We start from the raw sequence: 24,722 nt of genomic DNA, 5'->3' as shown, positions 1-24,722 counted from the left end.
TTTAGGTACGCGTCGCCCCCCGGGCACTGGCCGCGAACTGATCCGCCGGCAGTACGTGCTTACGCTCCAGCAACCGATACACCACGCCGGTCAACACCAGGCCGAACAGCATCACGCAGGACAGGAAATACAGCCCCGAAGCCAGGTTACCGGTGTACTCCTTCAGCGCACCGATCACGAACGGCCCGATGTAACCGCCCAGGTTGCCCACCGAGTTGATCAGCGCAATACCCGCCGCCGCACTGGCGCCGGCAAAGAAACGCCCCGGCAAGGTCCAGAACACCGCGGTGCAGGAAAACAGCGCGAACGCCACCAGGCACAGCGCCGCCAGTTGCAACACCGGCACCGACAACCAGGCGCTGAGGAACAGGCCGATGGCGCCCAATACATAGAGCACGGCCAGGTGACCGTAGCGATCATTCAAGCGATCGGAGCTGCGGGGAATGATCAGCAAGCCGATGATGCCGAAGATGTATGGCACCGACGACACGAAACCGGTCACCAGGTCGCTGCCACCGAATTGCTTGATCAGTGTCGGCAGCCACAGGCCCAGGCCGTAGATGCTCAGGGTCACCGGCAGGTAGAACAGCGCCAGCAACAGGACGCGCTTGTCCTTCAGGGCATGCAGCGGATTGCCGTGACGGGTCTGGCCGTACTCCTGCAAATCTTTTTTCAGCTCACCGGTCAGCCAGTCCTTCTCGGCCTGGTCCATCCACTTGACCTGTTGCGGACCATCGGGCAAGTAGCGCAGCACCGGCCAGGTCAACAGCACCGCCGGCAGGCCGATGACGATGAACAACCACTGCCAGCCGTGCAGGCCCAGTACCCCATCCATGCCCAACAAGCCGCCGGACACCGGGCCGGTGATCATCATCGCGATGGGTTGGGACAGAATGAACAGGCCCAGGATCTTGCCGCGATGGCGTACCGGGAACCACTGGGTGATGTAGTACAGCACGCCCGGGAAGAACCCGGCTTCGGCCGCGCCGAGCAAAAAGCGCATCACATAGAAGCTATGAGGCCCCTGCACGAACGCCATGCCGATGGTGATGGCGCCCCAGGTGATCATGATCCGGGCGAACCAGCGCCGGGCGCCGAAGCGTTCCAGCATCAGGTTGCTGGGGATCTCCAGCAGGAAGTAACCGATGAAAAACAGGCCCGCACCCAGGCCGTAGGCGGCGTCGCCGATGCCGAGGTCGGCGCCCATGTGCAGCTTGGCAAAGCCCACGGCAGAGCGGTCCACGTAAGCGATCAGGTACAGCAGGATCAGGAAGGGAATCAGTTTCAGCGTGATGCGACGAATAAGCCGCAATTCCTGGCTCATGGGACCGGTCTCCGATTGTTGTTGTTATGGAACCTCGGGGGATTTCTCTCGCGAATGACCGCCAGGACAATCCCTCCACTGAATCGGACTATATAGTAATACTATTTACCCAACAACACTTCCAAACGGCGTAAATTGCGCTTATGTTACCCTCACGCTAGAACAATATAGTCATACAATAAGAGAATCGATCATGTCTGATAAGAAACCCTCCCTGCGCTCGGCCCAATGGTTTGGCACCGCCGACAAAAACGGCTTCATGTACCGCAGCTGGATGAAAAATCAGGGCATCGCCGACCATCAGTTCCACGGCAAGCCGATCATCGGCATCTGCAACACCTGGTCGGAGCTGACGCCGTGCAACGCGCATTTCCGCCAGATCGCCGAGCACGTCAAGCGCGGCGTGATCGAGGCCGGGGGCTTCCCGGTGGAATTCCCGGTGTTCTCCAACGGCGAATCGAACCTGCGCCCCACCGCCATGCTGACCCGTAACCTGGCGAGCATGGACGTCGAAGAAGCGATTCGCGGCAACCCAATTGACGGCGTGGTGCTGCTCACCGGTTGCGACAAGACCACCCCCGCCCTGCTGATGGGCGCTGCCAGTTGCGACGTGCCGGCCATCGTCGTCACTGGCGGGCCGATGCTCAACGGCAAGCACAAAGGCCAGGACATCGGTTCGGGCACCGTGGTCTGGCAATTGAGCGAGCAGGTCAAGGCCGGCACCATCACCATTGACGATTTCCTCGCGGCCGAGGGCGGCATGTCCCGCTCGGCCGGCACCTGCAACACCATGGGCACCGCCTCGACCATGGCCTGCATGGCCGAAGCCCTCGGCACGTCGCTGCCGCACAACGCGGCCATCCCGGCGGTGGATGCGCGCCGCTATGTGCTGGCCCATATGTCCGGCATGCGCGCCGTCGAGATGGTCCGCGAAGACCTCAAGCTGTCGAAGATCCTGACCAAGGAAGCCTTCGAAAACGCCATCCGGGTCAACGCGGCCATTGGCGGCTCCACCAACGCGGTAATCCACCTCAAGGCCATCGCCGGACGCATCGGCGTGCAACTGGACCTGGACGACTGGACCCGCATCGGTCGCGGCATGCCGACCATCGTCGACCTGCAACCGTCCGGACGCTTCCTGATGGAAGAGTTCTACTATGCCGGTGGCCTGCCCGCCGTACTGCGCCGTCTCGGCGAAGCCAATCTGATTCCCAACCCGAATGCCCTGACCGTCAACGGCAAGAGCATCGGCGAAAACACCAAGGACGCACCGATCTACGGCCAGGATGAAGTCATCCGCACCCTGGACAACCCGATCCGCGCCGACGGCGGCATCTGCGTGCTGCGCGGCAACCTGGCGCCATTGGGAGCGGTACTCAAGCCGTCCGCCGCCACCGCTGAACTGATGCAGCATCGCGGTCGCGCCGTGGTGTTCGAGAACTTCGACGAGTACAAGGCCCGGATCAACGATCCGGAACTGGATGTGGACGCCAGCTCGATCCTGGTGATGAAGAACTGCGGGCCCAAGGGTTATCCGGGCATGGCCGAGGTCGGCAACATGGGCTTGCCGGCCAAGCTGCTGGCCCAGGGCGTGACCGACATGGTGCGGATTTCCGATGCGCGCATGAGCGGCACCGCCTACGGCACCGTGGTCTTGCACGTAGCACCGGAAGCCGCAGCCGGCGGGCCTCTGGCCGCGGTGAAGGAAGGTGACTGGATCGAACTCGATTGCGCCAGCGGTCGTCTGCACCTGGACATCCCGGACGCCGAACTCGCCGCTCGCCTGGCCGACATCGTCCCCCGCAGCAACTGCTGGTGGGCGGCTACCGCCAGCTGTATATCGACCATGTGTTGCAGGCAGACCAAGGCTGTGACTTCGACTTCCTGGTGGGCTGCCGCGGCGCCGAGGTGCCGCGCCACTCCCACTGATCCTTGATTCATGCTCAATAGAAGGTCCTGTGGGAGCGGGCTTGCTCGCGAATGCGGTGTGACAGTCAACCCAAATGTTGAATGTTCAACGCCACTCCCACTGACCCCATCCATCCCCTGTGGGAGCGAGCTTGCTCGCGATGGCGGTGTGACAGCCAACTTAGATGTTGAATGTTCAACCGCTATCGCGAGCAAGCTCGCTCCCACAGTAGGTCGGCGTCAGCATTGAATCGCACTAGCGACCCGCCATCGCCGCGCCTGCTATCATGCGCAGCACCCCCTCGCACAGGATCGCGCCGCTTCCCATGGATTACCGTAAACCCTCCGACCGCAAGAGCATGCACGCGCGCATCGTCCAGGAATTGGGCATGCAGATCGTTTCCGGGCGTTTCAAGCCGGACGATAAACTGCCCGCCGAAGCCTTGCTGTGCGAGGAATACGCCGTCAGCCGCCCGGTGCTGCGCGAAGCCACCCGCGTGCTGGTCGCCAAGGGCCTGGTGTATTCACGCCCGCGGGTGGGCACGGTGGTCAAGCCTCGGCGGGAATGGCACATGCTCGACCCGGATGTCCTGCATTGGCTGATGCAGAGCAGCCCGCAGAATGAATTCTTCAACCTGCTGACCAGCGTACGCAGCATCATCGAGCCGGCCGCCGCGGCCCTCGCCGCCCAGTTCGCCGACGAGGCCGACATCGCCGCCATCCGCGAAGCCTACCAGCGCATGGAAGCGGCACCGACCCCCGAAGCCGTGCTGCAACCGGACCTGGACTTCCACAGCCGCATCGCCGACGCCACTCATAACGACCTGCTCGCCAACCTGTGCAACATGTTGTCGGTCGCCATCGCCGAAGCGCTCAAGCATTCCAACCAGCGGCCCAACCTGCATGAACTGGCGATGCCACGGCACAAGGCGATCCTCACCGCCATCGAGAACCGCGATGCCCTCGGTGCACGCCATGCCACCCTGGTACAACTGGACGATGCCCGCAGTGCGCTGAACGTGGTGTTGGGCGCCGATCCTTCCTGATAGCTTGCCCGGCCCAGCCGTGGCCTGGCACACACTCCAGCCGCCGTGGCGGTATCTATATACCGCCCGCACAAGCCCAGAGATCGATACTTTTCCAGGCGTCAATTCCAATGACCCCATGAAAAGGATTTCTCATGACCTCGCCCTCCCCGGCTGACAACCCTTCTGCATTGGCACAGAGCGTCAGCCTGCAATTCGCCAGTCGCCCGACCTTCGAGCAGTTCGCACAACGCATGCTCAAGCAAGCCATCCAGGAAAAATACCCCACGCTGGCCTTCGATCTTTCCAAGACCCGGCTGGCCACACCTGATACGGCCTCCCGCGGCTACCTGCTTGAACCCTTCATGCCTCGCGTCCTCGATTACCTGGCGCTTGGCACCCCCATTGAGTTCAAGGATCTCAAGGGGCGTCGCAGTTTCCTGTCCGACAAGCCACCGCGACTTCTTTCGCCAGACAATGGAAAGCTGGATATGAAGGTCATCGAAAAGCTGCTGCTCGAACTGCCCTGGACCGTACCGATCGGGCTGGAGGATGCGCTGACCCGCTATTGGAACGCCAACATCGACACCGCTCCGCAGGACGACAGGCAGGACGGCACCAGCCGTTGGCAGTGGCTCAGCGATGTACTGCGCAACCTTGCGCAGATCCGCAGCCTGCAACAACAGGACCTCACTGGACAGGCCCGGGAAGCCCTGGGCCAGATTGTCCAATGGCCCGATCGGCAACAACGCTTTCGGCGCCACGGCCAATCGTCCGTCTATGCCTATAGCCTGGAGACCCGACTCACTCGGGACGGCTCCAGCAGTGTGTTGACCAGCAGCGACATCCTGTTGGTCCACTGCAGGAACAACGCGACGCTCTGGCTGCTTTGCAGCCCTGCCGGCGCGGTCCAGGTCTTTGACTCCCTGGAAGCGTTCACTCAGCACTGGGGCACGCTGATCGCCAGCCAGTACGTCGTCGACAGCGTGACCTGCCAGCGTCACGAGATCAGTGGCAATGCCTTCGAGACCCAGGCGGCCCTGATCCTGGAGCAGCAGCTGGCCGACCTGCAGGCCGTGCAGTTGCCTTCGCGCATTGGCCTTCAAGATCTGACAACACTCTATAAAACGCTGAGTGACCCCAGCCGTTATCTGCTAGATGCTCCGAGCCTTACGCCTGAAACCTCGGCACGCCTTGAACCGCTACTGCCCAACTGGTTAAAGAAGGCCTCCATCGTCGATCAAACGACCTTCCAGCACTATAGCCTGGACCTGGCCAGCGCCAAAAAACGTCACCAGGGCCGGAACTATTTCAGCGACATCAAGGACATCAAGGCCTTTGCCGCCGCCGCCTTGCTCCAGCAACTGCAGCAAAGCAACGCCAGCCAGGCAGCCAAGTTCAACGTCCGCCAGTATCAGCCCGACGATGTACAGCTGACCTTCAGCGTGGCCGCAGGTTACCCCGGAACTACCGGAATCATCGAGAAAAGAACGATGAGCCTGACCGAACTGGCGATCAACAACCTCGTTTCCCGCCCTAGTGGCCACCCGACACTCGCCCATCGCCTGGGCCTACCGCTTCCCGCGTGGCTGACACCGGATTTCATTACCCGCAAGGGTGGGCTGATCGAGCAGGTCGACATAGGCGCCACCTACCCTCGTTATCTGCAACAACGCCTGTTGGACGATGCGCCTCAAGCCCAAGAGCGCAAGCGAATGTTCGCCGAACAGGTCGCGGCGCAACTGCCGCTGGAAGCGCTGAAACAGATGCTCAACAACGAAAATGGCATTACCCGCCCAGGCCTGCGCTTGATTGAGGCAGTGCTCAAGCCCGATTCTGACAGTCAGCGGGTCAACGACCGGTCGGTGGTCATTCGGCACTTGGCCTTCCTGCGCAAACCCGAGGCACATCCCGATATCGTGACCAACATGTTCATCATCGAGCCACTGGACATCCGGACCGGCCCGCACCTGCTGTATCGCCCGCTCTACGCTCCTTCGCTGCAAGAATTCCCCACACGCGAGGCGCTGCTGGAAGCCATCGTCGCCCCCGGAGACCTACAAAACAGCATCCTGACTTGGATGACTGATTCCGCGCGACCGATCTACGCGGATGGAGGGTTTCTGGAACCGCACATCGTGCGTTTTTTCCAAGGCGATGAGTTCAGCGCTCCTGCCAAGCCCGCCCCGGCGACGCTGGCTGACGGCAGTGTCAACGACGAATTGTGGCAATTCCTGCATAACGGCGAACTGATGGAGTACTTGTATGGGAGCAATGCCCGAGCTCTGGTAAGCCAGGCTGATCGGGCCTCAGTTTCCAATAGCGAGAGTCGCTGGGCCGTTCTCCTCGAGGGATGGAACCTGCTGTTCAATACGCTGTTGATGCCGTTGCTACGCGGCCCAGCCATGGCTACCGCCTGGCTATGGAGCTTGATGGCCATTGCCAGCCGTGACATCCCTGCCTTGAGTAGCGCCGATCCGTTGACACGAGAACTCGCCGCCGTCGACTCGCTGCTCAACCTCGTCATGCTGGTAAGCCAACTGCCATCCCTCCGTGCACCTCTCGCTGCAGCATTGCCTGAGACACTTAAGGAACAGGCGATGCGCCCTCCCGCGCCGCGCATCATCCCGGAGCAGTGGCCCGCACCCGCGCCACCGAGCATTCATGAGGGGCCGGTGGCCTTGCCAGGCGCACGCTTGGAGAACACCAGCAGAAACCTGGACCTCAGTTTCGCCAGCGCCCGCCGTCGGCTGACACCGGAGCAACTCGCCCGCCTGCAGCGTTTTCAGGTAAGCCAACCGGCATCCATGCCCGAGCCGACAAAATACGGCCCCTACACGGGCCTGTACGTCATCCGGAACACCTGGCACGCCCTGGTGGACGGAAAAATGTATCAGGTGACCCCGGAATCGGACGGCAGCGCGATCATCGTCAACCCGCTCGCCCCGCGGGATCCGACCCAGAATGGCCCAGTGTTGCAACCCGATGCCCGCGGCAACTGGTCCATCGACCTGCGTCTGCGCCTGCGAGGGGGCATGCCGCCCAAGCGCCTGGCCAAACTGCGGGACCTCAAGGCCCAACGCGCGGCCGAACTGAGCGAGCTGCTGAAGGGTTATTACAAGGACGAGGCCGATCGGCAACGCGCCCTGGATACCGCCCAGGAAGTCATGACCAGGACCCAGGCAGGCAACTTTACCGAGGCGCAACGCGCGGACAAGCGGGCGCGGTTCTACAAGCTCCTTGAGGAGCAGACTGACACCTATCTGAAGCTGCTGGACAACGTCACCGAATATGCCAGCCACGATATGCAATTACCCCCCGGCATCATTCGCGCCTTGATGGAGAACGTGGTCAACAACGCCCGCAAGGGCTTCCTGATCAACGAATTCGAGCTGACGGCGCTGGATGCCGCTTATGGCCAATTCACGCAAGATTTTTCGACCCTTCAAGCGAATGTCGCTGGCAACCTTCTCGATTATTTCGACTACCTGAACGCCTTGAGTGACATCAACGATCGCTCGATCTATTGGCTGGAACTCAGGGATCGTTATCTGGAAGCGCTGTTGAACCTGGATGCCGCCGGCGCGCAAGTCTTCGAGCGCCTGACCCTGGACCGTCCATTAGGTGAACGAACAGCATTGGCCACCAAGGCCCTGCAAGTGCCTACGCTGGCGGCACTGATATTCAAGGATCCCGACTCCAATCTTCCCGAGAACCTGCACAGCATCACCAAGCTGTTGATGGAGCAGGCGAGCTCCCAATCCGACCTGAGCACCTACGAGCTGACCCCATCGGAACAGATCGAGGTCCTGGAAAGCCTGATTGAACACTATGGCGCGGCACTCGATGCCATGCAGGGCATGAAAGCCCTCAATGCCGCTGACATGGACACGTCTTATTTCGGCAGGCTGTTCAGGCTGGTCGAGGGTCTTTATGAAGAGGCGTCCACGAAGCTGGCCGCCGAAATCAAGCCCGAGCCGCAGCCCCGCAGGCGCCCGCCCAAACGCAGCAGGACAGCTGCCGGACGTCCGCAGAAAAAGGTGATCAAGACGCGCAAGAGCGGCGTGTTGATTGGTGACTTGAAGCCGGCCGGCACGTCACTGCCGATCGAGGTTGTCGAGCTGCGCTCTGAAGTCGACGACAGGCTGCTCGCCACCTACTCGCAACACGACGACGTCTGGGACATCGTCGAAGTCCAACGACCGGCCCCGGCACCCCGCACACGCTCAGTCAAAGCGATCAAGGCCGATGCACGAAAACTGCTCGGGCAACTGGACAACAGTCTGGCGAACGCCGAGCGCTATAAAACCCAGTGCCGCTTCCCTCAGGAAATCGAAGAAATCCTGAGCAATGAGGCAAGTCGCTACCGCAAGCTGTCCGAAGAACTCGAACGAGCCTTCACCGCCTCGAAAAACCCGCGCACCGCAGCCGATCAAACACTGACCGGGCAACTGTCAGACGCCGTTTCGCGCCTGACCACCCGGGGCAGCGAGCTGCGCACCGAATTGAGCCTGAAACTGCCGCCCACCGACAGCAACCTTCGCTACCTGTTCGAGAAAAACCTGGTGCAAGTCGCGATGCTCGGTGAACGCAAAGCCTTGAAAGGCGAGCGCAAGGATTTCCTCCAGGAGTACGCCATCAATGACCGGGACGGTTGGCCCCTCTGGTATGCGCACTTTCATTACGAAGCGGCGGACACGCCAAAAGCTGACTTTAGCGTCGCGCATTTGAAAACCAAGGAACAGCGCAAGGAGCACTACCATTCAATGCTGGCCAAGGCGAAAAGCCCTTACGCGGTGGTGAATGTGCATCGAGGACAGATCGGCAGGCCGTTGGCGCAAAGCAAGTTCTTGCCATTGGCGCCTTGATCACGGTGAAAGAGCAAAACGCTGCCCACTTGAGACGGCGGTAACTCATTGTGGCGAGGGAGCTTGCTCCCGCTGGGCTGCGCAGCAGCCCCAAAAAAGCTGGGTGCGATCAGCCGGTTACACCGAGGTGCCTGGTTTGGGGGCTGCTTCGCAGCCCAGCGGGAGCAAGCTCCCTCGCCACATAAACCCGGACTGAGGACTTCTTGTGGCGAAGGGATTTATCCCCGCGGGGCTGCGCAGCAGCCCCAAAAAGGCTGGGTGCGAACAGCCAGCTATACCGAGGTGCCTGGTTTGAGGGCTGCTTCGCAGCCCAACGGGGATAAATCCCCTCACCACAGGTTCGTGCTTGGTAAAAGTGGCTGAACTGCCTGATTCACCCAGCCCATGGCCAAACATAAAACCCGTGGCGAGGGAGCTTGCTCCCGCTGGGCTGCGCAGCAGCCCCAAAAAGGCTGGGCGCGATCAGCCAGTTACACCGAGGTGCCTGGTTTGGGGGCTGCTTCGCAGCCCAGCGGGAGCAAGCTCCCTCGCCACATAAACCCGGACTGAAGACTTCTTGTGGCGAGGGGATTTATCCCCGCTGGGCTGCGCAGCAGCCCCAAAAGGCTGGGTGCGATCAGCCAGTTGTAACGAGGTGTCAGGCTTGGGGGCTGCTTCACGCCCAGCGGGAGCAAGCTCCCTCGCCACAGAACATTCCAGGCTCCCTTGAGTGGATAGTCTCAAGGTTGCAGCATTGCATTCTGCCAGCAGTCAGTGCGCAAACAACGAATTGCCCTTCTGCCCCGCCAGTTTCTCAGGCTTGATCAGGAACCGTGCCAGCGCCGGCAGCAGCCACAGCGCGCCGAACATGTTCCACAGCAGCATGAACGTCAGCATCAACCCCATGTCCGCCTGGAACTTGATGGCCGAGAAGATCCAGGTGCAGACACCGATGGCCAGGCACAGGCCGGTGAACAGCACGGCCTTGCCGGTGGATTTCAGCGTTTGGTAGTACGCCTCCTGCAACGGCAATCCGGCCCGCAGGAAGCTTTCCAGACGACTGTAGATGTAGATGCCGTAGTCCACGCCAATCCCCACGCCCAGCGCCACCACCGGCAAGGTCGCGACCTTCACGCCGATGCCCATGAACGCCATCAGGGCGTTGCCCAGCACCGAGGTCAGCACCAGTGGCAGCACGATGCACAGCGTCGCCGCCCAGGAACGGAAGGTGATCATGCACATGGTCGCCACGCAGATGTACACCAGGATCAGGATAGTCAGCTCCGACTCCTTGATCACTTCGTTGGTAGCGGCCTCGATTCCGGCGTTACCGGCGGCAAGGATGAACTCAAGGCCATCGCGGTTGTTTTCCTTGGCAAAGTCCTGCACCGCCTTCACTGCCCGGTCCAGGGTCTCGGCCTTGTGGTCGTTGAGGAACACCAGCACCGGCGCCAGGGAGCAGCTGTTGTTGTACAGGCCATCGGCCCGGGCAATGGAGTTGTTCAGCACGTCAGGGTTGCGCGACAGGGTTTCCCATTTCAGGTTGCCCTCGTTCATGCCCTTGATCATCTGCTTGGACACGGTCACCAAGGAAATCGCCGATTGCACGCCCTCGGTGTTCTGCATCTTCCACATCAGTTCGTCGATAGGCGCCATGGCCTCGTAGCGCGAGCAGCCTTCGGTCTTGGTCTTGACCATCACCACCAGCACATCGGAGCTGGTGGAATAGTTGCTGATGATGAAGTTGTTGTCCTGGTTGTAGCGTGAGTCCGGACGCAGTTCCGGCGCCCCCTGATCCAAATCGCCGATCTTCAGGTTCTGGCTGTACCAGAGGCCACCGCCAAAAGCGATCACCGCCAGGGCAATGGACACCGGCGCAACCTTGGCGCTGGCGAAGTTCGACAGCAGGCGCCAGAACGGATGTTCGCGGGTCGCATCTTTTTTACTGCGCTCGACCGCGCGCTTGCTGATGCCGGCGTAGGAGATCGCCACCGGCAGCAGGATCAGGTTGGTGAACACGATCACCGCCACGCCGATGGAGGCGCCGATGGCCAGTTCGCGGATCACGCCGATGTCGATGATCAGCAACGTGATGAAACCGACGGCGTCCGCCAGGATTGCGATCATGCCCGGCAGGAACAACTGCCGGAAGGTGCGCCGCGCCGCCGTCAGGGCGTTATCCGCCTCGCTGGACTGCAAGGCGATGCCGTTGATTTTCTGCACGCCATGGGAAATGCCGATGGCGAAGATCAGGAACGGCACCAGCATCGAGTACGGATCGAGGCCGAAACCGGCCGCATGCATCAGCCCCAGTTGCCAGACCACCGCCACCAGGGTGGTGGTCAACACCGCAACGGTGCTGCGCATGCAGTTCGTGAACCAGTACAGCAGGATCAGCGTGATGACGAAGGCCACGCCGAAGAACAGCACCACCATGACCAGCCCGTCGATCAGGTCGCCGACCTTCTTGGCGAAGCCGACGATGTGGATCTGCACGTTGGGGTTCTGGGCTTCGAACTTGTTGCGGATCTTGTCTTCAAGCTCGTGGGAGAACTTCTGGTAGTCCAGGGCGAGCAATTTGCCCTGGTCCTGGGGATCCGGGTAGGACTCCAACAGCGGGATGTCGACGATGCTCGACTTGAAATCGTTCGCCACCAAACGCCCGACCTGACCGGACTTGAGCACGTTGTTACGCAGCAGGTCGAGGCTGTCGGCCGAGCCGTTGTAGCTCTGGGGGATCACCTCGCCGCCGGCGAAGCCCTCCTCCGTCACTTCGGTCCAACGCACGCTCGGGCTCCACAGCGACTTGAGCCCGGAGCGGTCGACGCCGGAGATGTAGAAGACTTCGTCGTGGATCTGGCGCAGGGTCTCCATGTATTCCTTGGAGAAGATATCGCCGTTGGTGGCCTCCACGGAAATCCGCACCGTGTTGCCCAGGTTCGCCAGGTCATTGCGGTGTTCGAGCATCTTCTGGATGAAGGGGTGCTCAAGGGGGATCATCTTTTCGAAACTGGTGGACGGCCGGATCAGCGTGGCCTGCCAGAACAGGAAAACGCTGACCAGCAGGCAAATGACGATCACTGCCGGGCGGTTGTTGAAAATCAGGCGCTCGAGGAACGTCGCCTTGTCTTGGTGATGACTGCTCATGGGGTCCGCCTTCTTGTTTTTATGCCCGTCTTATAGGCCTGACTCATTTGCTCAGTTCGGCGCCGGTGGAGGTGGTGGCGCGCACGCCCCCTTGTCCCGCCAGGATCAGGTTGCCGTTGCCCGCAGTCGTGACGGCCGCCACGGAAATCCGATCCGGACGGTTGAACACGCTGAAGGTCACGCCGTCGTCGGTACTGCGCACCACGCTACCGCCGTTGCCGACGATCACGATGGAACCGTCCGGCAACAACGTGGCCCCTGACAGGCCGAACTCCAGGGCACCCCGGGCAGCCTTGAGCTCGACCTGTTCCCAGGTATCGCCGAAGTCGGTGGAGCGATAGAGATTGCCGCGCAAGCCGTAGGCCAGCAGCGTCGAGGGCTGGGCCGTGCCGATGACCCCGAACAGCGAACCTTCGTACGGGCCTTCAAGCTTTTCCCAGGTCTGGCCGTCGTCGCTGGAGCGGAACATGCTGCCGGCCTCGCCCACGATGAACAGCCCAGCGTCTTTCACGGCAGTGATCGCGTTGAGGTGAAACTGGTCTTCGTTGTCGAGGCGATCGCTGACGTCTTCCCAGTGCTTGCCGGCATCGGTGGTTGCCAACAGCGCACCGTAGGCGCCCACGGCAAAACCGTTATTGGCGTCCTTGAACCAGACGTCCAGCAGCGGCGCTTCACGGGTGAGGTCTTCGTATTGCTTGGTCCAGGTGCTGCCACCGTCGTCGCTGGCGAGGATCTGCGCATCGTGCCCCACGGCCCAGCCGTGTTTGTCGTCGACGAAAAAGACCGCGGTGAGCAGTTGTCGGCTCGGCACCTTGGCCTGGGTCCAGGACGTGCCCTGGTCGTCGGAATAGACAATGTGCCCACGATCACCGACCGCCACCAGGCGCTGGCCGGCGTGGGCCACATCGAGCATCAGGGTTTTGCTGGCCTTGGCCGATTCGACGGAGTAAATGACGTCGGACGTCGACGCCGCAACAGCCATCACCGGTGCCGACAACACGGCAGAGCCCAGCAGCGAGAGCACCGCAGCCAGCAACGCGACTTTGCGCAGCATTGGCGGGCGGCAGCGGCCCACAGCCATGACAGGCTCATTCATAGACCTTTCCCCCATTATTATTGTTAGGTCATCAACCTTTTCAGGGCGCCATAAGCGGTTCTTCCACATTGCCAGGCATTGAGCATAGCCCTGAAACCTGCAATCTAGAGCCACTTTGCAAGCGGGTCTATCCTATCGGGCTTTCGAAAGGTCTGACAATCGACGCCACGTTATCTTTTGTTAACCAGGGGCATATAGGCCAAGGGCGAATAAGAAGACATTCGCGAGGGTGATGAATGTGGCGAGGGAGCTTGCTCCCGCTGGAGGCCGAAGGACTCCCTGACCTTGGTCCACCCGCTATTCGCAGCGAAAGGGAACCAGGATCGGGCCTGCTTCGCAGGCCAGCGGGAGCAAGCTCCCTCGCCACAAAGGTACGACGCTGCCTGTTTATGCCAAGCTCTTGCTCACCACTTCAAACACATCGGCCGACAGCCCGCCCGACGCCAGGATGCGTTCCAGTTCACCCTTCATCAACGCCTGGCGGGCGCTGTCGTATTTGCGCCAGCGGGTAAGTGGCGCCAGCTGCCGGGAGGCGATCTGTGGGTTGAAGCCATTGAGCTGGATCACCAGGTCCGCCAGGAAGCGATAACCCGAACCGTCGGCGGCGTGGAAGTTGATCAGGTTCTGCCCGGCGAACGCGCCGACCAGTGCCCGCACCTTGTTCGGGTTCTTGATATTGAACGCCGGGTGCTCCATCAGCGCCTTGACCCGCGCCAGGCCACCGGGCAACGGGCTGCCGGCCTGGACGCTGAACCATTGGTCCATGACCAGCGGATTGCCCTTGAAGTTTTCCGCGAACACTTCCAGGGCCTTGGCCTTCTCGGCTTCGAACGGCGAATTGACCAACACCGCCAACGCCGTGAGGCGTTCGGTCATGTTATCGGCGCTGTCGAACTGCTCCAGGGTCGCACTCAACACCTCGGGCTTGTCGGTGAGCATCAGGTACGACAGCGCGATGTTCTGCAACGCACGCCGGGCGAAATGCTCGGCCTCGGCCACATACGGCGTGCGTTTCGACAGGTCACGGTTGGCTTCATAACGCAGCCACAGGCCTTCGAACAGGTTCTCGGCCAACTGTCGGCGAGCGAACTCGCGGGCGGCATGGATCGCGTCGACGTCGGCCACTTCGCTGATTTCCGCCAGATAGGCCTCGCTTGGCAGCGAGAGCATTTCCGCGACCATGGCCTGGTCCAGGGATTCGTCCGACAGCACGGTGCGTAGCGCACTGACCAGGCGCGGGTCCAGTGACAGGCTGGCGCCCTGCTGATGCTGGGCGATCAGTTCCTGCAACACTTGCACCGACAACTGCTGGCCGGCATCCCAGCGGTTGAAGCCGTCGCTGTCGTGTTGCATCAGGAACATCAACTGGTCGCGGCTGTACGGGAAGCTCAGCTTCACCGGCGCCGAGAAGCCGCGCAGCAACGATGGCAAAGGTTGTTCGGCAATGTCGACGAAGGTGAAGGTCTGCTCGGCTTCAGTCACCGAGATCACCCGGGAGGTGCCGCTTGCCGCCGCTTCATCGGCCAGGCGCAACGGTATTTCAGCGCCCTTGCTGTCCAGCAAGCCAAGTTCGACGGGGATCACGAAAGGCAGTTTTTCCTGCTTGTCCGGGGTTGGCGGGCAACTCTGGCTGAAGGTCAGGCTGTAGGTCTTGGCCGTGGCGTCGTAGGCCTCGCTCACCGCCAGCCGTGGCGTACCGGCCTGGCTGTACCAGCGTTTGAACTGGGCCAGGTCGACGCCATTGGCATCTTCCATGGCCTTGATGAAGTCATCGCAGGTCACGGCTTGGCCGTCGTGACGCTCGAAGTACAGGTCGCTGCCCTTGCGGAAACCCTCTGGCCCCAGCAGGGTGTGGATCATGCCGACCACTTCCGACCCCTTTTCGTACACGGTCAGGGTGTAGAAATTGGAGATCTCGATGAAGCTGTCCGGACGCACCGGGTGGGCCATGGGGCCTGCGTCTTCAGCGAACTGGTGGGTGCGCAGGTAAGCCACGTCCTGGATACGCTTGACGGTGGCGGAGTTCATGTCGGCCGAGAACCCGGCATCGCGGAACACCGTGAAGCCTTCCTTGAGCGACAGCTGGAACCAGTCGCGGCAGGTCACGCGGTTGCCCGACCAGTTGTGGAAATATTCGTGGGCAACGATCGCCTCGACCCGCTGGTGCGCGGCGTCGGTGGCGGTTTCGGCGCGGGCCAGCACGGCGCTGGAGTTGAAGATGTTGAGACCCTTGTTCTCCATGGCGCCCATGTTGAAGTCGTTGACCGCGACAATCATGAAGATGTCCAGGTCGTATTCACGCCCGTACACTTCTTCGTCCCAGCGCATCGACTTCTTCAGGCTGGTCATGGCGTGCTGGCATTTGTCGATGTTTTCCGGCTCGACATAGATGCGCAGCGCCACGCTGCGCTCACTCATCGTGGTGAAGGTGTCTTCGACGCACCACAGGTCACCGGCCACCAGGGCAAACAGATACGCGGGTTTCTTGAACGGGTCTTCCCAGGTCGCCCAGTGCCGGCCGTCTTCGCCGGGGCCACTGGCAATCGGGTTGCCGTTGGACAGCAGCACCGGATAGCTGTGCTGCTCGGCCACCACGGTGGTGGTGAACTTGCTCATTACATCCGGGCGGTCGAGGTAATAGGTGATCTTGCGGAAACCTTCGGCCTCGCACTGGGTGCAGAACATGCTGCCAGACTTGTACAAGCCTTCCAGGGCGGTGTTGGTTTCCGGGTGGATCCGGACGGTGGTGTCAATCGTAAAGGTCTGGACCTTGGGCTGCAGCGTCAGGTGGCTATCGTCCAGCTGGTAATCACCCTGCCCCAGGTCAGCGTCATCGAGCTTGAGCGAGACCAGCTCCAGGTGCTGGCCATCGAGCACCAGGGGCGGCAACCCGGCACCGCGCTCGGGATTGCGGCGCATCACCAGTTGCGCATGGACCAGGCTGTGGTCCTCGAACAACTCGAAGGTCAGGTGTGTCTCGTCGATCAGGTACTCGGGCGCCTGATAGTCCTTCAGGTAAATCATCTTCGGTTGTTCGGTGCGCATGGGTCGAATCCTTCTACTGATGCACGGCGAGCTGGTAAGCCGTGTATTTACGAATGTTGATCACGCCGGTGTCGAAAATCAGGTACTGGCCCTTGATCCCCAGCAGCGTGCCTTCGGCGATCGGGTTCTTGTCCAGATTGAAGCTGACGATCTTGGCCGGGTATTGCTCCACCGGATAACGGATCTCGATGGGCTCGACGTCCGCTATGGTCTGGATCGCTTGCAGGCCAAATCGTTCCTGCAAGCCCTGCAATCCCTCGGCGCAGCTTTCGAACAGCGAGTCACGGATCCGGGGCAGGTCCACCGCCACCGCGTCGCCCTTGAGCAACGCGCGCCAGTTGGTCTTATCCGCCACCTGGCTGCGGAACAGGTCTTCGACAAACCCCGATTGCTGGCGCGTGGCGACCCGCAGGATCGGCAGCGCCTGGCTGGCGCCCTGGTCCAGCCAGCGGGTCGGCAGTTGCGTGGCGCGGGTGATGCCGACCTTCACGCCCGAGGAATTGGCCAGGTACACCACATGATCGGTCATGCAGAACTGCTCGCCCCACGCCGGATCGCGGCAGGTGCCCGCCTCGAAATGGCAGCGCTCGGGGCTCATAATGCACAGGTCGCATTGGGCCAACTTGGTCATGCAAGGGTAGCAATAACCCTGGCTGAAACTGGTCTTGGTCCGGCGTCCGCAATGGGTGCAGTGGATCGCACCGAGAAACTCCAGGCGCACCGTGCTGCCAATCAGCGGGTTGACCGGCACCTCGGTATCGCCCAGGCGAAAGGCGTATTGAACGGTCGGCCCGTCAAGGCGCGCCGACATCTTGCTGATTGCACCGCGGCCAATCTCGATCAATGGATGGCGTCCGACTTGAACAGGAGGTTTGGCACCTCGGTCGACTTCGAGTGGCACTCCTGCGGGCCCATGTAGCCGGTGCGCTCTTCTTCGGGCAAGTTCTGGACTTCCCAGGCAATCATCGCCTGCAGCGACAATTCGCGCTGCTCGGCGGTGAGTTTGTTGCCATCGGACCATTTACCGATTTCCACCGCCAGTTTCAGGCTTTGGTAGATGTCCGGGGTGATGTTTTTGATCATTTCGTTGAACGAGGACATGGGTTCTCCGCGCAATCGCGCATATTCAAGAGGCACAAACGCCAATCAGAGGGCCATTTTACGGCGAGCGAAAAGCCCACCCAACAAACCGGTGAAGCAACCGATGAGCAACCCGCCGACGTGGGCCGCATTCGCGATTTCGCCGAAACCGATCAGCGAGACCAGCCCCGACAGACACAGCGCCAGCCACACCAGCATCATCACCAACACCCCACGGGGCAAGTGATAGGCCGGGTTCGGCGCCAGCAGTTGATAGATCCAGCAGTGCCCCAGCAGTCCGTACAACACCCCGGACAAACCGCCGAACAGCGTCGCGCCGCTGAACACATACTGGGCATAGTTGGACACGAGACTGAACAGCAACGTCAGCCCCAGCAGGTTGATTCCGCCCTGCCGGGCCTCGATCCTCCGCCCCAGCTCCCAGTACCACATGCCATTCATGGCGATGTGCAGGAAACCGAAATGGATCAGCATCGGTGTCACCAGACGCCACCACTGCCCCGCCGCCAGACTGTCGCCCAGGGGCGTGAATTGGATGTAGTCACCGACGACCCGAAACTCCAGGAAGGTCAGCCAGCGCAGGGTTTGCAGATTTTCCCCCAACAGAGTCACGGCACCGACGATCAGACTCAGCAGCAACACCAGGGCGGTGACCGGGCTACGGCTCAGTTGCTGGAAGAATCCGGCCCGGCGCGAGGTGCTGTCACTGGCTGGCAATTCCAGCTGTTGCTCGGGATCGCCGGCCGGGAAGCGCGCATACAGGGAGCGCACGTCCTCGCTGATTTCATCGGGCACCCAAAGCACCTGCTCACCGGCCTCTTCGCTGACCCGATGGGGCACCTGCATGCGTTGCAACAGCTTGACGAACCCGCTCAAATCCACGGCCAGGGGCAAGCGCAATACGGCGACGACACTCATTGCATCATCTCCGGCCGCTCGACATCGACCCAGACAAATTTGTGCGGATCCAGGCGAGTTTCCTGGTCCAGGCGGTACGCCACCAACTTGCCGTAGAGCACCGCGCTGTAATCCAGGCAGGCCAGGTTCTGGCGGATCGGCGCGGGTTTGCCACTGCGCCAGTAGTGACCGACGAACAACAGCGGTTCATGGACGCCATAGCGCAGCAGGTTGTTCTTTTCTTCCGGCGACAGCGGCGTGCGGGCCACCGGTTCAGGCAAGGCGTCGGGCTGGAACACGATGTCGCCGTAGGTTTGCGGGTTGTCTTCCCAGAATTTGGTCCGGAAAAACGAACGGGTCAGGCCGTCGCCGCCAGTGAGGGTCTGGCCATGGGGCAGGCGCATGTCGGTGCCGCGCAGCAAGCGATCGAACACCGTGCAGGCAAAGCTGCCCGGTTCCGCCGAGGCCTGGAGGAAATGCTCGTCGATGCAGCCGTCCGGGAACAGGCCGCGCAGCGGCTCGATCAGACCCGCGTCCCAACAGGCATGCACCACCCGGAAACGGCCGGCGTCGACAAACACCGGCAGCTCATAGAACCACTTGAGAAAGTCATGCCAGTCGCCGGGATGCTGCTCGAATTGAGTCAGGGTTTCGTTGAGCAGGCGGGCATGGCGCGGGGTGTGTTCGCGCACGTAACGCTGGCCACTGCCTGGCAGTGCCGGCGTGCTCCAGCCCAGGGCATTGAACTCGTGGTTGCCCATGATGCACAACGCCTGGCCGGCCATCACCATGTCATGGACGATGTGCAGCGCCTCGCGGATGCGTGGGCCCCGGTCAATGATGTCCCCCAGGAACACGGCCATGCGCGACGGATGCCGCCAGACCCCGCCCTGCTTGTGGTAACCGAGTTGGTCCAGCAGGCGTTCAAGGGTCAAGGCGCATCCGTGCACGTCGCCGATCAGGTCGTAACTGCGCGCAGGATCGAGCATCAGTCGCCTCCACCCCCCAACCGGCTACCCCAGCCGAGCTTGGTCCGGCAGACTTCGTAGTAGTTGTGATCCAGCGGATGGATCAAGCGCAGCTTCTGCGCCTTCTTGCTGACGGTGATGGTGTCACCCGGCGCGCAGGTGAAATGGTTCTGACCGTCACAGGACACTTGCGGGTAGATCTGCATATCCTTGGACACGACGATTTTCAGCTCACTGTTGCCATCGACCACGATAGGTCGCCCAGACAAGGTATGGGGGTACATGGGCACAATCACAATAGCGTCGAGCTTGGGGTGCATGATCGGGCCACCCGCGGAAAGCGCATAGGCCGTGGAGCCGGTGGGCGTGGCGACGATCAGGCCGTCGGCCTTCTGGCTGCAGACGAACTGGCCGTCGATGTACAGCTCGAATTCGATCATGCGCGTGGATTTGCCGGGGTGCAGCACCACGTCATTGAGGGCGTCGCCCTGGCCGATGGCCTCGGCGTGACGACGGACCTCGGCCTGCAGCAGGAAGCGGTTTTCCACCAGGTAGTGGCCGTCCAGCACTTCGGCGACCTTGGTTTCCAGCTCGTCGGGGCGGATATCGGTCAGGAAACCCAGGCTGCCCCGGTTGATGCCCAGCACGGGAACGTTGTGCCGCGCCAGGGCCCGGGCGGCCCCCAACAGGCTGCCATCGCCGCCGACTACGATCACCATGTCACAGACTTCGCCGAGCATCTTGCGCGACGACGTCTGCAGGCCATGGCCCGGCAGCACTTCGGCGATGGTATCTTCGAGGATCACATGCAGGTGCCGCTCCAGGAGGAAACGTTTGAGACGGCGAACGGTGTCCAACACCTGTGAACTGCCCAGGCGACCGATGATGCCGATATTGCGAAATTGCTCCATGAGGCTCCTGCGAAGGTCTGCGGCGGGCGAAAACCACGATTATGGGCGAAAGCGCTCCATAGACAAAATTCTTTAAGCCTTCACGTGGCGCAATGCTGTTATTCAAGGTTTACCTGAATCACCGTGGCGAGGGAGCTTTACCTTTCTGAATTGACAGCATTGGCCGCATAGCGGCTATGCTCGCAAGATGATCCTGTTTCCCGAATTGCTGGACTTGCCCCGCCGCCTGCGCCATCCCGAAGTGCGCGATCTGGCGTGGGCGATACTCGCCCCGCCGATGCTCATCGACCCACCCTGGCCCCAGCGCCACCCCCTGACCGGCAGCGGCTGGGTGCAGGATCCCCATCGGCTGGAACACTGGTTGCGGCAACTGGACCGTGACAGCTATCCGCTATTGCATTGCCTGTCCCAAGGGCGGACACGGCGCCTGGGCCTGTATTACGAAAGGCTGTGGCAGTTTGCCGTGCAACACGCGCCGGGCATCGAGCTGATTGCCGCGAACCTGCCGATCCGGCACGCCGGCCATACGCTGGGTGAGTTGGACCTGCTGCTGCGCGATGGCGACGGCGTCCATCATCTGGAATTGGCGATCAAGTTGTACCTCGGCCCCCAGCATGGCAATGGCCAGGACCCCGCGCAGTGGCTCGGCCCGGGGTGCCACGACCGCCTCGACCGTAAACTGGCGCATCTGCGCGAGCACCAGCTACCGATCTCGACGCGCCCGGAAAGCCGCGAGGCCCTGGCGGCGCTGGGCATTGAACCGTCCGGCAGCGAGGTGTTTCGTTCCGAGCTCTGGCTCGGCGGTTATTTGCTGTACCCCTGGCCGGGCCAGGCCGAACCACCGGCCGGTGCGCACCCCAGGCATCTGCGGGGCAGTTGGCTGCATCAGCGCGATTGGCCCGCCTTCGTCGCCCAACGCCCGCCAGGCCGCTGGCAACCCCTGCCCCGCGCCGCCTGGCTGGCTCCAGCCCATTATCCGGCGGACCAGACCTGGAGCACCGAGCAACTGGACGCCTGGCGAATGGCGCTCGACCCCATGGCGCCGGCGCAACTGATGGTGCGCCTGACGGAAAACGCCGAGGGTGAGTGGGAAGAGGCCGAGCGGCTGTTCCTGGTGGCGGATCGCTGGCCGGATGTGCCGGGCAATGGCTGAGCCTTGTGCTGCCTGTCAGGACCTCATCGCGAGCAAGCTCGCTCCCACATTGGAAAGCACCTTTCTGCAAAAGTGAGTTCCCACATTGGAACGCGCGCCCTTGTGGGAGCGAGCTTGCTCGCGATGAAGCCAACTCGGTTCTAGAAGGACAACCGCAACGCCAGCGCCGCCAACGTCACCAGCAACACCGGCGCCGTCAGCACGATCCCGACCTTGAAGTAATACCCCCAGCCGATCTGAATGTTCTTGCGCGCCAGCACATGCAACCAAAGCAAAGTCGCCAAGCTGCCGATAGGGGTGATTTTCGGGCCCAGGTCGCTGCCGATGACGTTGGCGTAGATCATCGCCTCCTTCACCACCCCGGTGGCCTGGCTGGCATCGATGGACAAGGCGCCGATCAGCACCGTCGGCAGGTTGTTCATGACCGACGAGAGCAACGCCGTCAACAGCCCGGTGCCCATGGCTGCGCCCCACACGCCATAGTCGGCGAAACTGTCGAGCCAGTGGGCCAGGTAGCCGGTCAGCCCGGCGTTGCGCAGGCCATAGACCACCAGGTACATGCCGAGGGAGAAGATCACGATCTGCCAGGGCGCTTCCTTCATCGCCTTGCGGGTGGAGATCTTGTGACCATGGGCGGCGACAGCCAGCAGCAACGCGGCACAGACCGCCGAAATCGCGCTGATGGGAATCCCCAGCGGCTCCAGGGCAAAGCAGCCCACCAGCAGAATCACCAGCACTACCCAACCAGCATAAAAGGTCGCCTTGTCGTGGATCGCGCTCGCTGGATCGTCCAGTTGATGCGGGTCGTAGTCGCTCGGAATGTCCCGACGAAAGAACCACAGCAGGATCGCCAGGCTGGCCGCCACGCTGACCAGGTTCACCGGCACCATGACCGCTGCGTAGCGGTTGAAACCGATGCCGAAGAAGTCCGCCGAGACAATGTTGACCAGGTTCGACACCACCAGCGGTAGGCTCGCGGTGTCGGCAATGAAACCGGCGCCCATCACGAACGCCAAGGTCGCCGCCGGGGAAAAACGCAACGCCAGCAGCATCGAGATCACGATGGGGGTCAGGATCAGCGCCGCCCCGTCATTGGCGAACAGCGCCGACACCAGCGCGCCCAGCAGCACCATGAAGGCAAACAGCTTGCGCCCACTGCCCCGGCCCCACCGGGCCACATGCAGGGCCGCCCAGGCGAAGAACCCCGCCTCGTCCAGCAGCAGGCTGATGATGATCAGCGCGACAAACGTGCCGGTGGCGTTCCAGATGATCTGCCACACCAGCGCAATGTCACCGACCTGCACCACCCCGCTCAACAAGGCCAGCACCGCACCGAGCGTCGCGCTCCAGCCAACGCCGAGCCCCTTGGGTTGCCAGATCACCAGTGTGATGGTCAGCAGAAAAATCAACGACGCGATGAGCATGCGTAACAGCCTTGAAAGAGAGATTGAAAAGAAGACATCAGCAGCAACGCGCCACCGGACGATCGGTCATCGCGCCCAAACGCTGCACATCCACCGCCAGCCAGGCGCTGTTGGCCGCCAACGCTTGTTCCAACAGAGTACGCACCCAAGATGGCAATTGTGGATGCAGGCGGTAGTAAACCCACTGCCCCTGGCGCCGGTCGTTGAGCAGGCCGGCATTGCGCAACTGCGCCAGGTGCCGGGAGATCTTCGGCTGGCTCAGGTCCAGCGCCGCGGTGAGTTCACAGACACATAACTCACCCTCGCGGGCCACCAACAGCGCGATGCGAGTTCGGGTGTCGTCGGCCAGCGCCTTGAAGACATCGACGGGATTGTGGGATTCGGACATGAAGGGAAACAGTCTGGATGAGCGAATGGGGAATATATGGAAATTCGAATATTCCGTAAAGCAGGGATTTAAAGTTGCAGATGCACTTGCAGATGTACATGCACTTGTGGCGAGGGGATTTATCCCCGCTGGGCTGCGAAGCAGCCCCAGACCCAACACCCTGGTGTGCCAGGCAATTTGAATGGGGGCGCTTCGCGCCCCAACGGGGATAAATCCCCTCGCCACGGATTGAGTGGACCAGCTAGCGCGGATCGCCGTTATCCAGCGCGCGGTTAGCCAGCAATCCGCCCAACTCGATCAACTGCTGAATACCCAATGCTACATGTCGTCGCGAACCATCCAGTTCAAAGGCCAGGTCGCTGATCATGGCATCGGCCGAAGCCAGGGTTTCGCTGAGGTTGGCGAGCAGGCATTCGGTGTCGACACCGTTCACTACGGTGAAGAGCTGGCCTGGAGGCGAATCGGTGTCGGGCTCGGGCTTGAGATAGTAATCGAGGGCGCGTTTGGCGGCTTTGTCGAAAGCGGTGGGGTCTGGATCGGTGTCTGGCGGGTTGGGGGTTACTTTGAACATATAGTGAAGCTCCGATGCATTATGAAAAGGAGCCATCACCCTCTCGCTACCAAACGAATTGGGCGGTGGCCATACGAAGGTTGGTAGACCGGGCATCGGAGCCGGCGCCTCCGAAAAGGCCCTGCGCATGGCCACCAAAAAGCGAAGCGCATGATTGCGCTTGCAGAAGATGACGCTATGCACCGAAAGCCCGGGCTACCAAACCCGATCACTGATAAATCAGCGACCCGCAAACGATAGAGCCCGCCCCCCAAGCGCACAAGCCGGCGGATTCTGGCGCAGTTGTAGGCAATGGCGCAAGACGGTGTAGCCTGGGGCAGCAGCGTCCTACAAACAGAGCGTCCGTCTTTACAAACTAAATGCGCCCTCATTCCTCGAACCGAATCATGATAATCCTTCCGTTTCAACTGTCAGGTCTGACAGCAGACACGCCCAGCGATCCAAAATAAAATCAGCATGACCTTAAGCGACGTGGCAAGCAGATGACCCACAGTAGTTCGATTAGGGCCAGGAAAATCCGTCTATTAAGTGATATACACAAGAGGTAACTTGCCATGGCCAGACCACTGAGCATTCGTATCAGCTTTGCAGCGACAGACTATCCCGACTTTACAGGATTTGTAGTCCCCCCCTATGACGAACAACGTGAGGTGCTTCTTGAGGCTAGAGTCGGTGATACCATAGCCTTTTCCCACGAAGGAAAAAAATACTTTGGAACCGTGTTTGGCAGACACTTTTCAAGAGGCGACACAACACTACCAGAACTTCCCGACTCTTCGTGGTCAATAGACATTGATGTAAAACACTAAGTTTAATTTGAACCATTACGATGCTTCCGCGCCATTAGTTTCGGCACAACCTCTCCGAGTTGAAGGCTGCCTTAGCAGTCTCCAACTCCTTTCGCTTTTATCTTCAAT

16 protein-coding genes and 1 pseudogene are annotated in these 24,722 nt (G+C 61.3%); 5 read left to right on the top strand and 12 right to left on the bottom strand.

Annotated elements, in window-relative coordinates; all coding sequences use genetic code 11:
• Position 1 precedes the first annotated feature (1 nt).
• Complete coding sequence (locus CD58_RS12310; protein ID WP_025213297.1) at positions 2-1,324, bottom strand: MFS transporter; 1,323 nt, start codon at positions 1,322-1,324, stop codon at positions 2-4.
• Between the two features lie 193 nt (positions 1,325-1,517).
• On the opposite strand from CD58_RS12310, the pseudogene CD58_RS12305 reads away from it, so the two are divergent.
• The 3 genes and pseudogenes from CD58_RS12305 (at position 1,518) to CD58_RS12295 (ending at position 9,125) form a co-directional block, all read left to right on the top strand.
• Positions 1,518-3,253, top strand: a pseudogene (locus CD58_RS12305) (IlvD/Edd family dehydratase).
• Positions 3,254-3,558: 305 nt separating this feature from the next.
• Complete coding sequence (locus CD58_RS12300; protein ID WP_025213296.1) at positions 3,559-4,278, top strand: FadR/GntR family transcriptional regulator; 720 nt, start codon at positions 3,559-3,561, stop codon at positions 4,276-4,278.
• A 134-nt stretch (positions 4,279-4,412) separates the two neighbouring features.
• On the top strand, positions 4,413-9,125 hold the full coding sequence (locus CD58_RS12295; protein ID WP_025213295.1) for a hypothetical protein: 4,713 nt from the start codon (positions 4,413-4,415) through the stop codon (positions 9,123-9,125).
• Between the two features lie 750 nt (positions 9,126-9,875).
• Here CD58_RS12295 and CD58_RS12290 read toward each other — a convergent pair.
• From CD58_RS12290 to CD58_RS12255, 8 genes are all read right to left on the bottom strand, one after another.
• On the bottom strand, positions 9,876-12,251 hold the full coding sequence (locus CD58_RS12290) for an efflux RND transporter permease subunit (protein ID WP_025213294.1): 2,376 nt from the start codon (positions 12,249-12,251) through the stop codon (positions 9,876-9,878).
• Between the two features lie 43 nt (positions 12,252-12,294).
• Positions 12,295-13,347, bottom strand: coding sequence for a WD40/YVTN/BNR-like repeat-containing protein (locus CD58_RS12285; RefSeq protein WP_025213293.1), 1,053 nt, complete (start codon positions 13,345-13,347; stop codon positions 12,295-12,297).
• A gap of 387 nt (positions 13,348-13,734) precedes the next feature.
• Entirely contained in the window at positions 13,735-16,392 is a 2,658-nt protein-coding gene (pepN, locus tag CD58_RS12280) for an aminopeptidase N (protein ID WP_025213292.1), read from the bottom strand.
• Positions 16,393-16,405: 13 nt separating this feature from the next.
• Positions 16,406-17,236, bottom strand: coding sequence for a DUF2797 domain-containing protein (locus tag CD58_RS12275; protein WP_025213291.1), 831 nt, complete (start codon positions 17,234-17,236; stop codon positions 16,406-16,408).
• On the bottom strand, positions 17,233-17,493 hold the full coding sequence (locus tag CD58_RS12270; protein ID WP_025213290.1) for a YeaC family protein: 261 nt from the start codon (positions 17,491-17,493) through the stop codon (positions 17,233-17,235). The genes CD58_RS12275 and CD58_RS12270 overlap by 4 nt, the downstream gene beginning before the upstream one ends.
• Positions 17,494-17,538: 45 nt before the next feature.
• Positions 17,539-18,411 carry a rhomboid family intramembrane serine protease gene (locus CD58_RS12265; RefSeq protein WP_025213289.1) on the bottom strand — a complete coding sequence of 291 codons (873 nt, stop codon included), beginning with the start codon at positions 18,409-18,411 and terminating at the stop codon, positions 17,539-17,541.
• Positions 18,408-19,382: a metallophosphoesterase gene (locus CD58_RS12260; protein ID WP_200868925.1), complete on the bottom strand. Its 975-nt coding sequence runs from the start codon at positions 19,380-19,382 to the stop codon at positions 18,408-18,410. The genes CD58_RS12265 and CD58_RS12260 overlap by 4 nt, the downstream gene beginning before the upstream one ends.
• The gene (locus CD58_RS12255; protein ID WP_025213287.1) at positions 19,379-20,269 is read right to left on the bottom strand and encodes an NAD(+) kinase; all 891 of its coding nucleotides are present in this window, start codon (positions 20,267-20,269) and stop codon (positions 19,379-19,381) included. The genes CD58_RS12260 and CD58_RS12255 overlap by 4 nt, the downstream gene beginning before the upstream one ends.
• A 187-nt stretch (positions 20,270-20,456) precedes the next feature.
• Here CD58_RS12255 and CD58_RS12250 point away from each other — a divergent pair, with 187 nt between their 5' ends.
• Complete coding sequence (locus tag CD58_RS12250) at positions 20,457-21,422, top strand: DUF1853 family protein (RefSeq protein ID WP_025213286.1); 966 nt, start codon at positions 20,457-20,459, stop codon at positions 21,420-21,422.
• 140 nt (positions 21,423-21,562) lie between these two features.
• On the opposite strand, the gene CD58_RS12245 is transcribed toward CD58_RS12250, so the two are convergent.
• The 3 genes from CD58_RS12245 to CD58_RS12235 form a co-directional block, all read right to left on the bottom strand.
• Entirely contained in the window at positions 21,563-22,846 is a 1,284-nt protein-coding gene (locus CD58_RS12245) for an arsenic transporter (protein ID WP_025213285.1), read from the bottom strand.
• Between the two features lie 37 nt (positions 22,847-22,883).
• Positions 22,884-23,234 carry a metalloregulator ArsR/SmtB family transcription factor gene (locus CD58_RS12240; protein ID WP_025213284.1) on the bottom strand — a complete coding sequence of 117 codons (351 nt, stop codon included), beginning with the start codon at positions 23,232-23,234 and terminating at the stop codon, positions 22,884-22,886.
• A 241-nt stretch (positions 23,235-23,475) separates the two neighbouring features.
• The gene (locus CD58_RS12235) at positions 23,476-23,805 is read right to left on the bottom strand and encodes a DUF6124 family protein (RefSeq protein ID WP_025213283.1); all 330 of its coding nucleotides are present in this window, start codon (positions 23,803-23,805) and stop codon (positions 23,476-23,478) included.
• Positions 23,806-24,359: 554 nt separating this feature from the next.
• On the opposite strand from CD58_RS12235, the gene CD58_RS30365 reads away from it, so the two are divergent.
• Entirely contained in the window at positions 24,360-24,614 is a 255-nt protein-coding gene (locus CD58_RS30365) for a hypothetical protein (RefSeq protein ID WP_144238558.1), read from the top strand.
• Positions 24,615-24,722: the final 108 nt, after the last annotated feature.

Origin of the sequence: Pseudomonas brassicacearum (genome assembly GCF_000585995.1) — a bacterium.
In the GTDB taxonomy this organism is placed as follows: domain Bacteria; phylum Pseudomonadota; class Gammaproteobacteria; order Pseudomonadales; family Pseudomonadaceae; genus Aquipseudomonas; species Aquipseudomonas brassicacearum_A.
The sequence above is the reverse complement of the archived record's forward strand: the minus strand, read 5'-3'. Positions and strand labels throughout refer to the sequence as shown.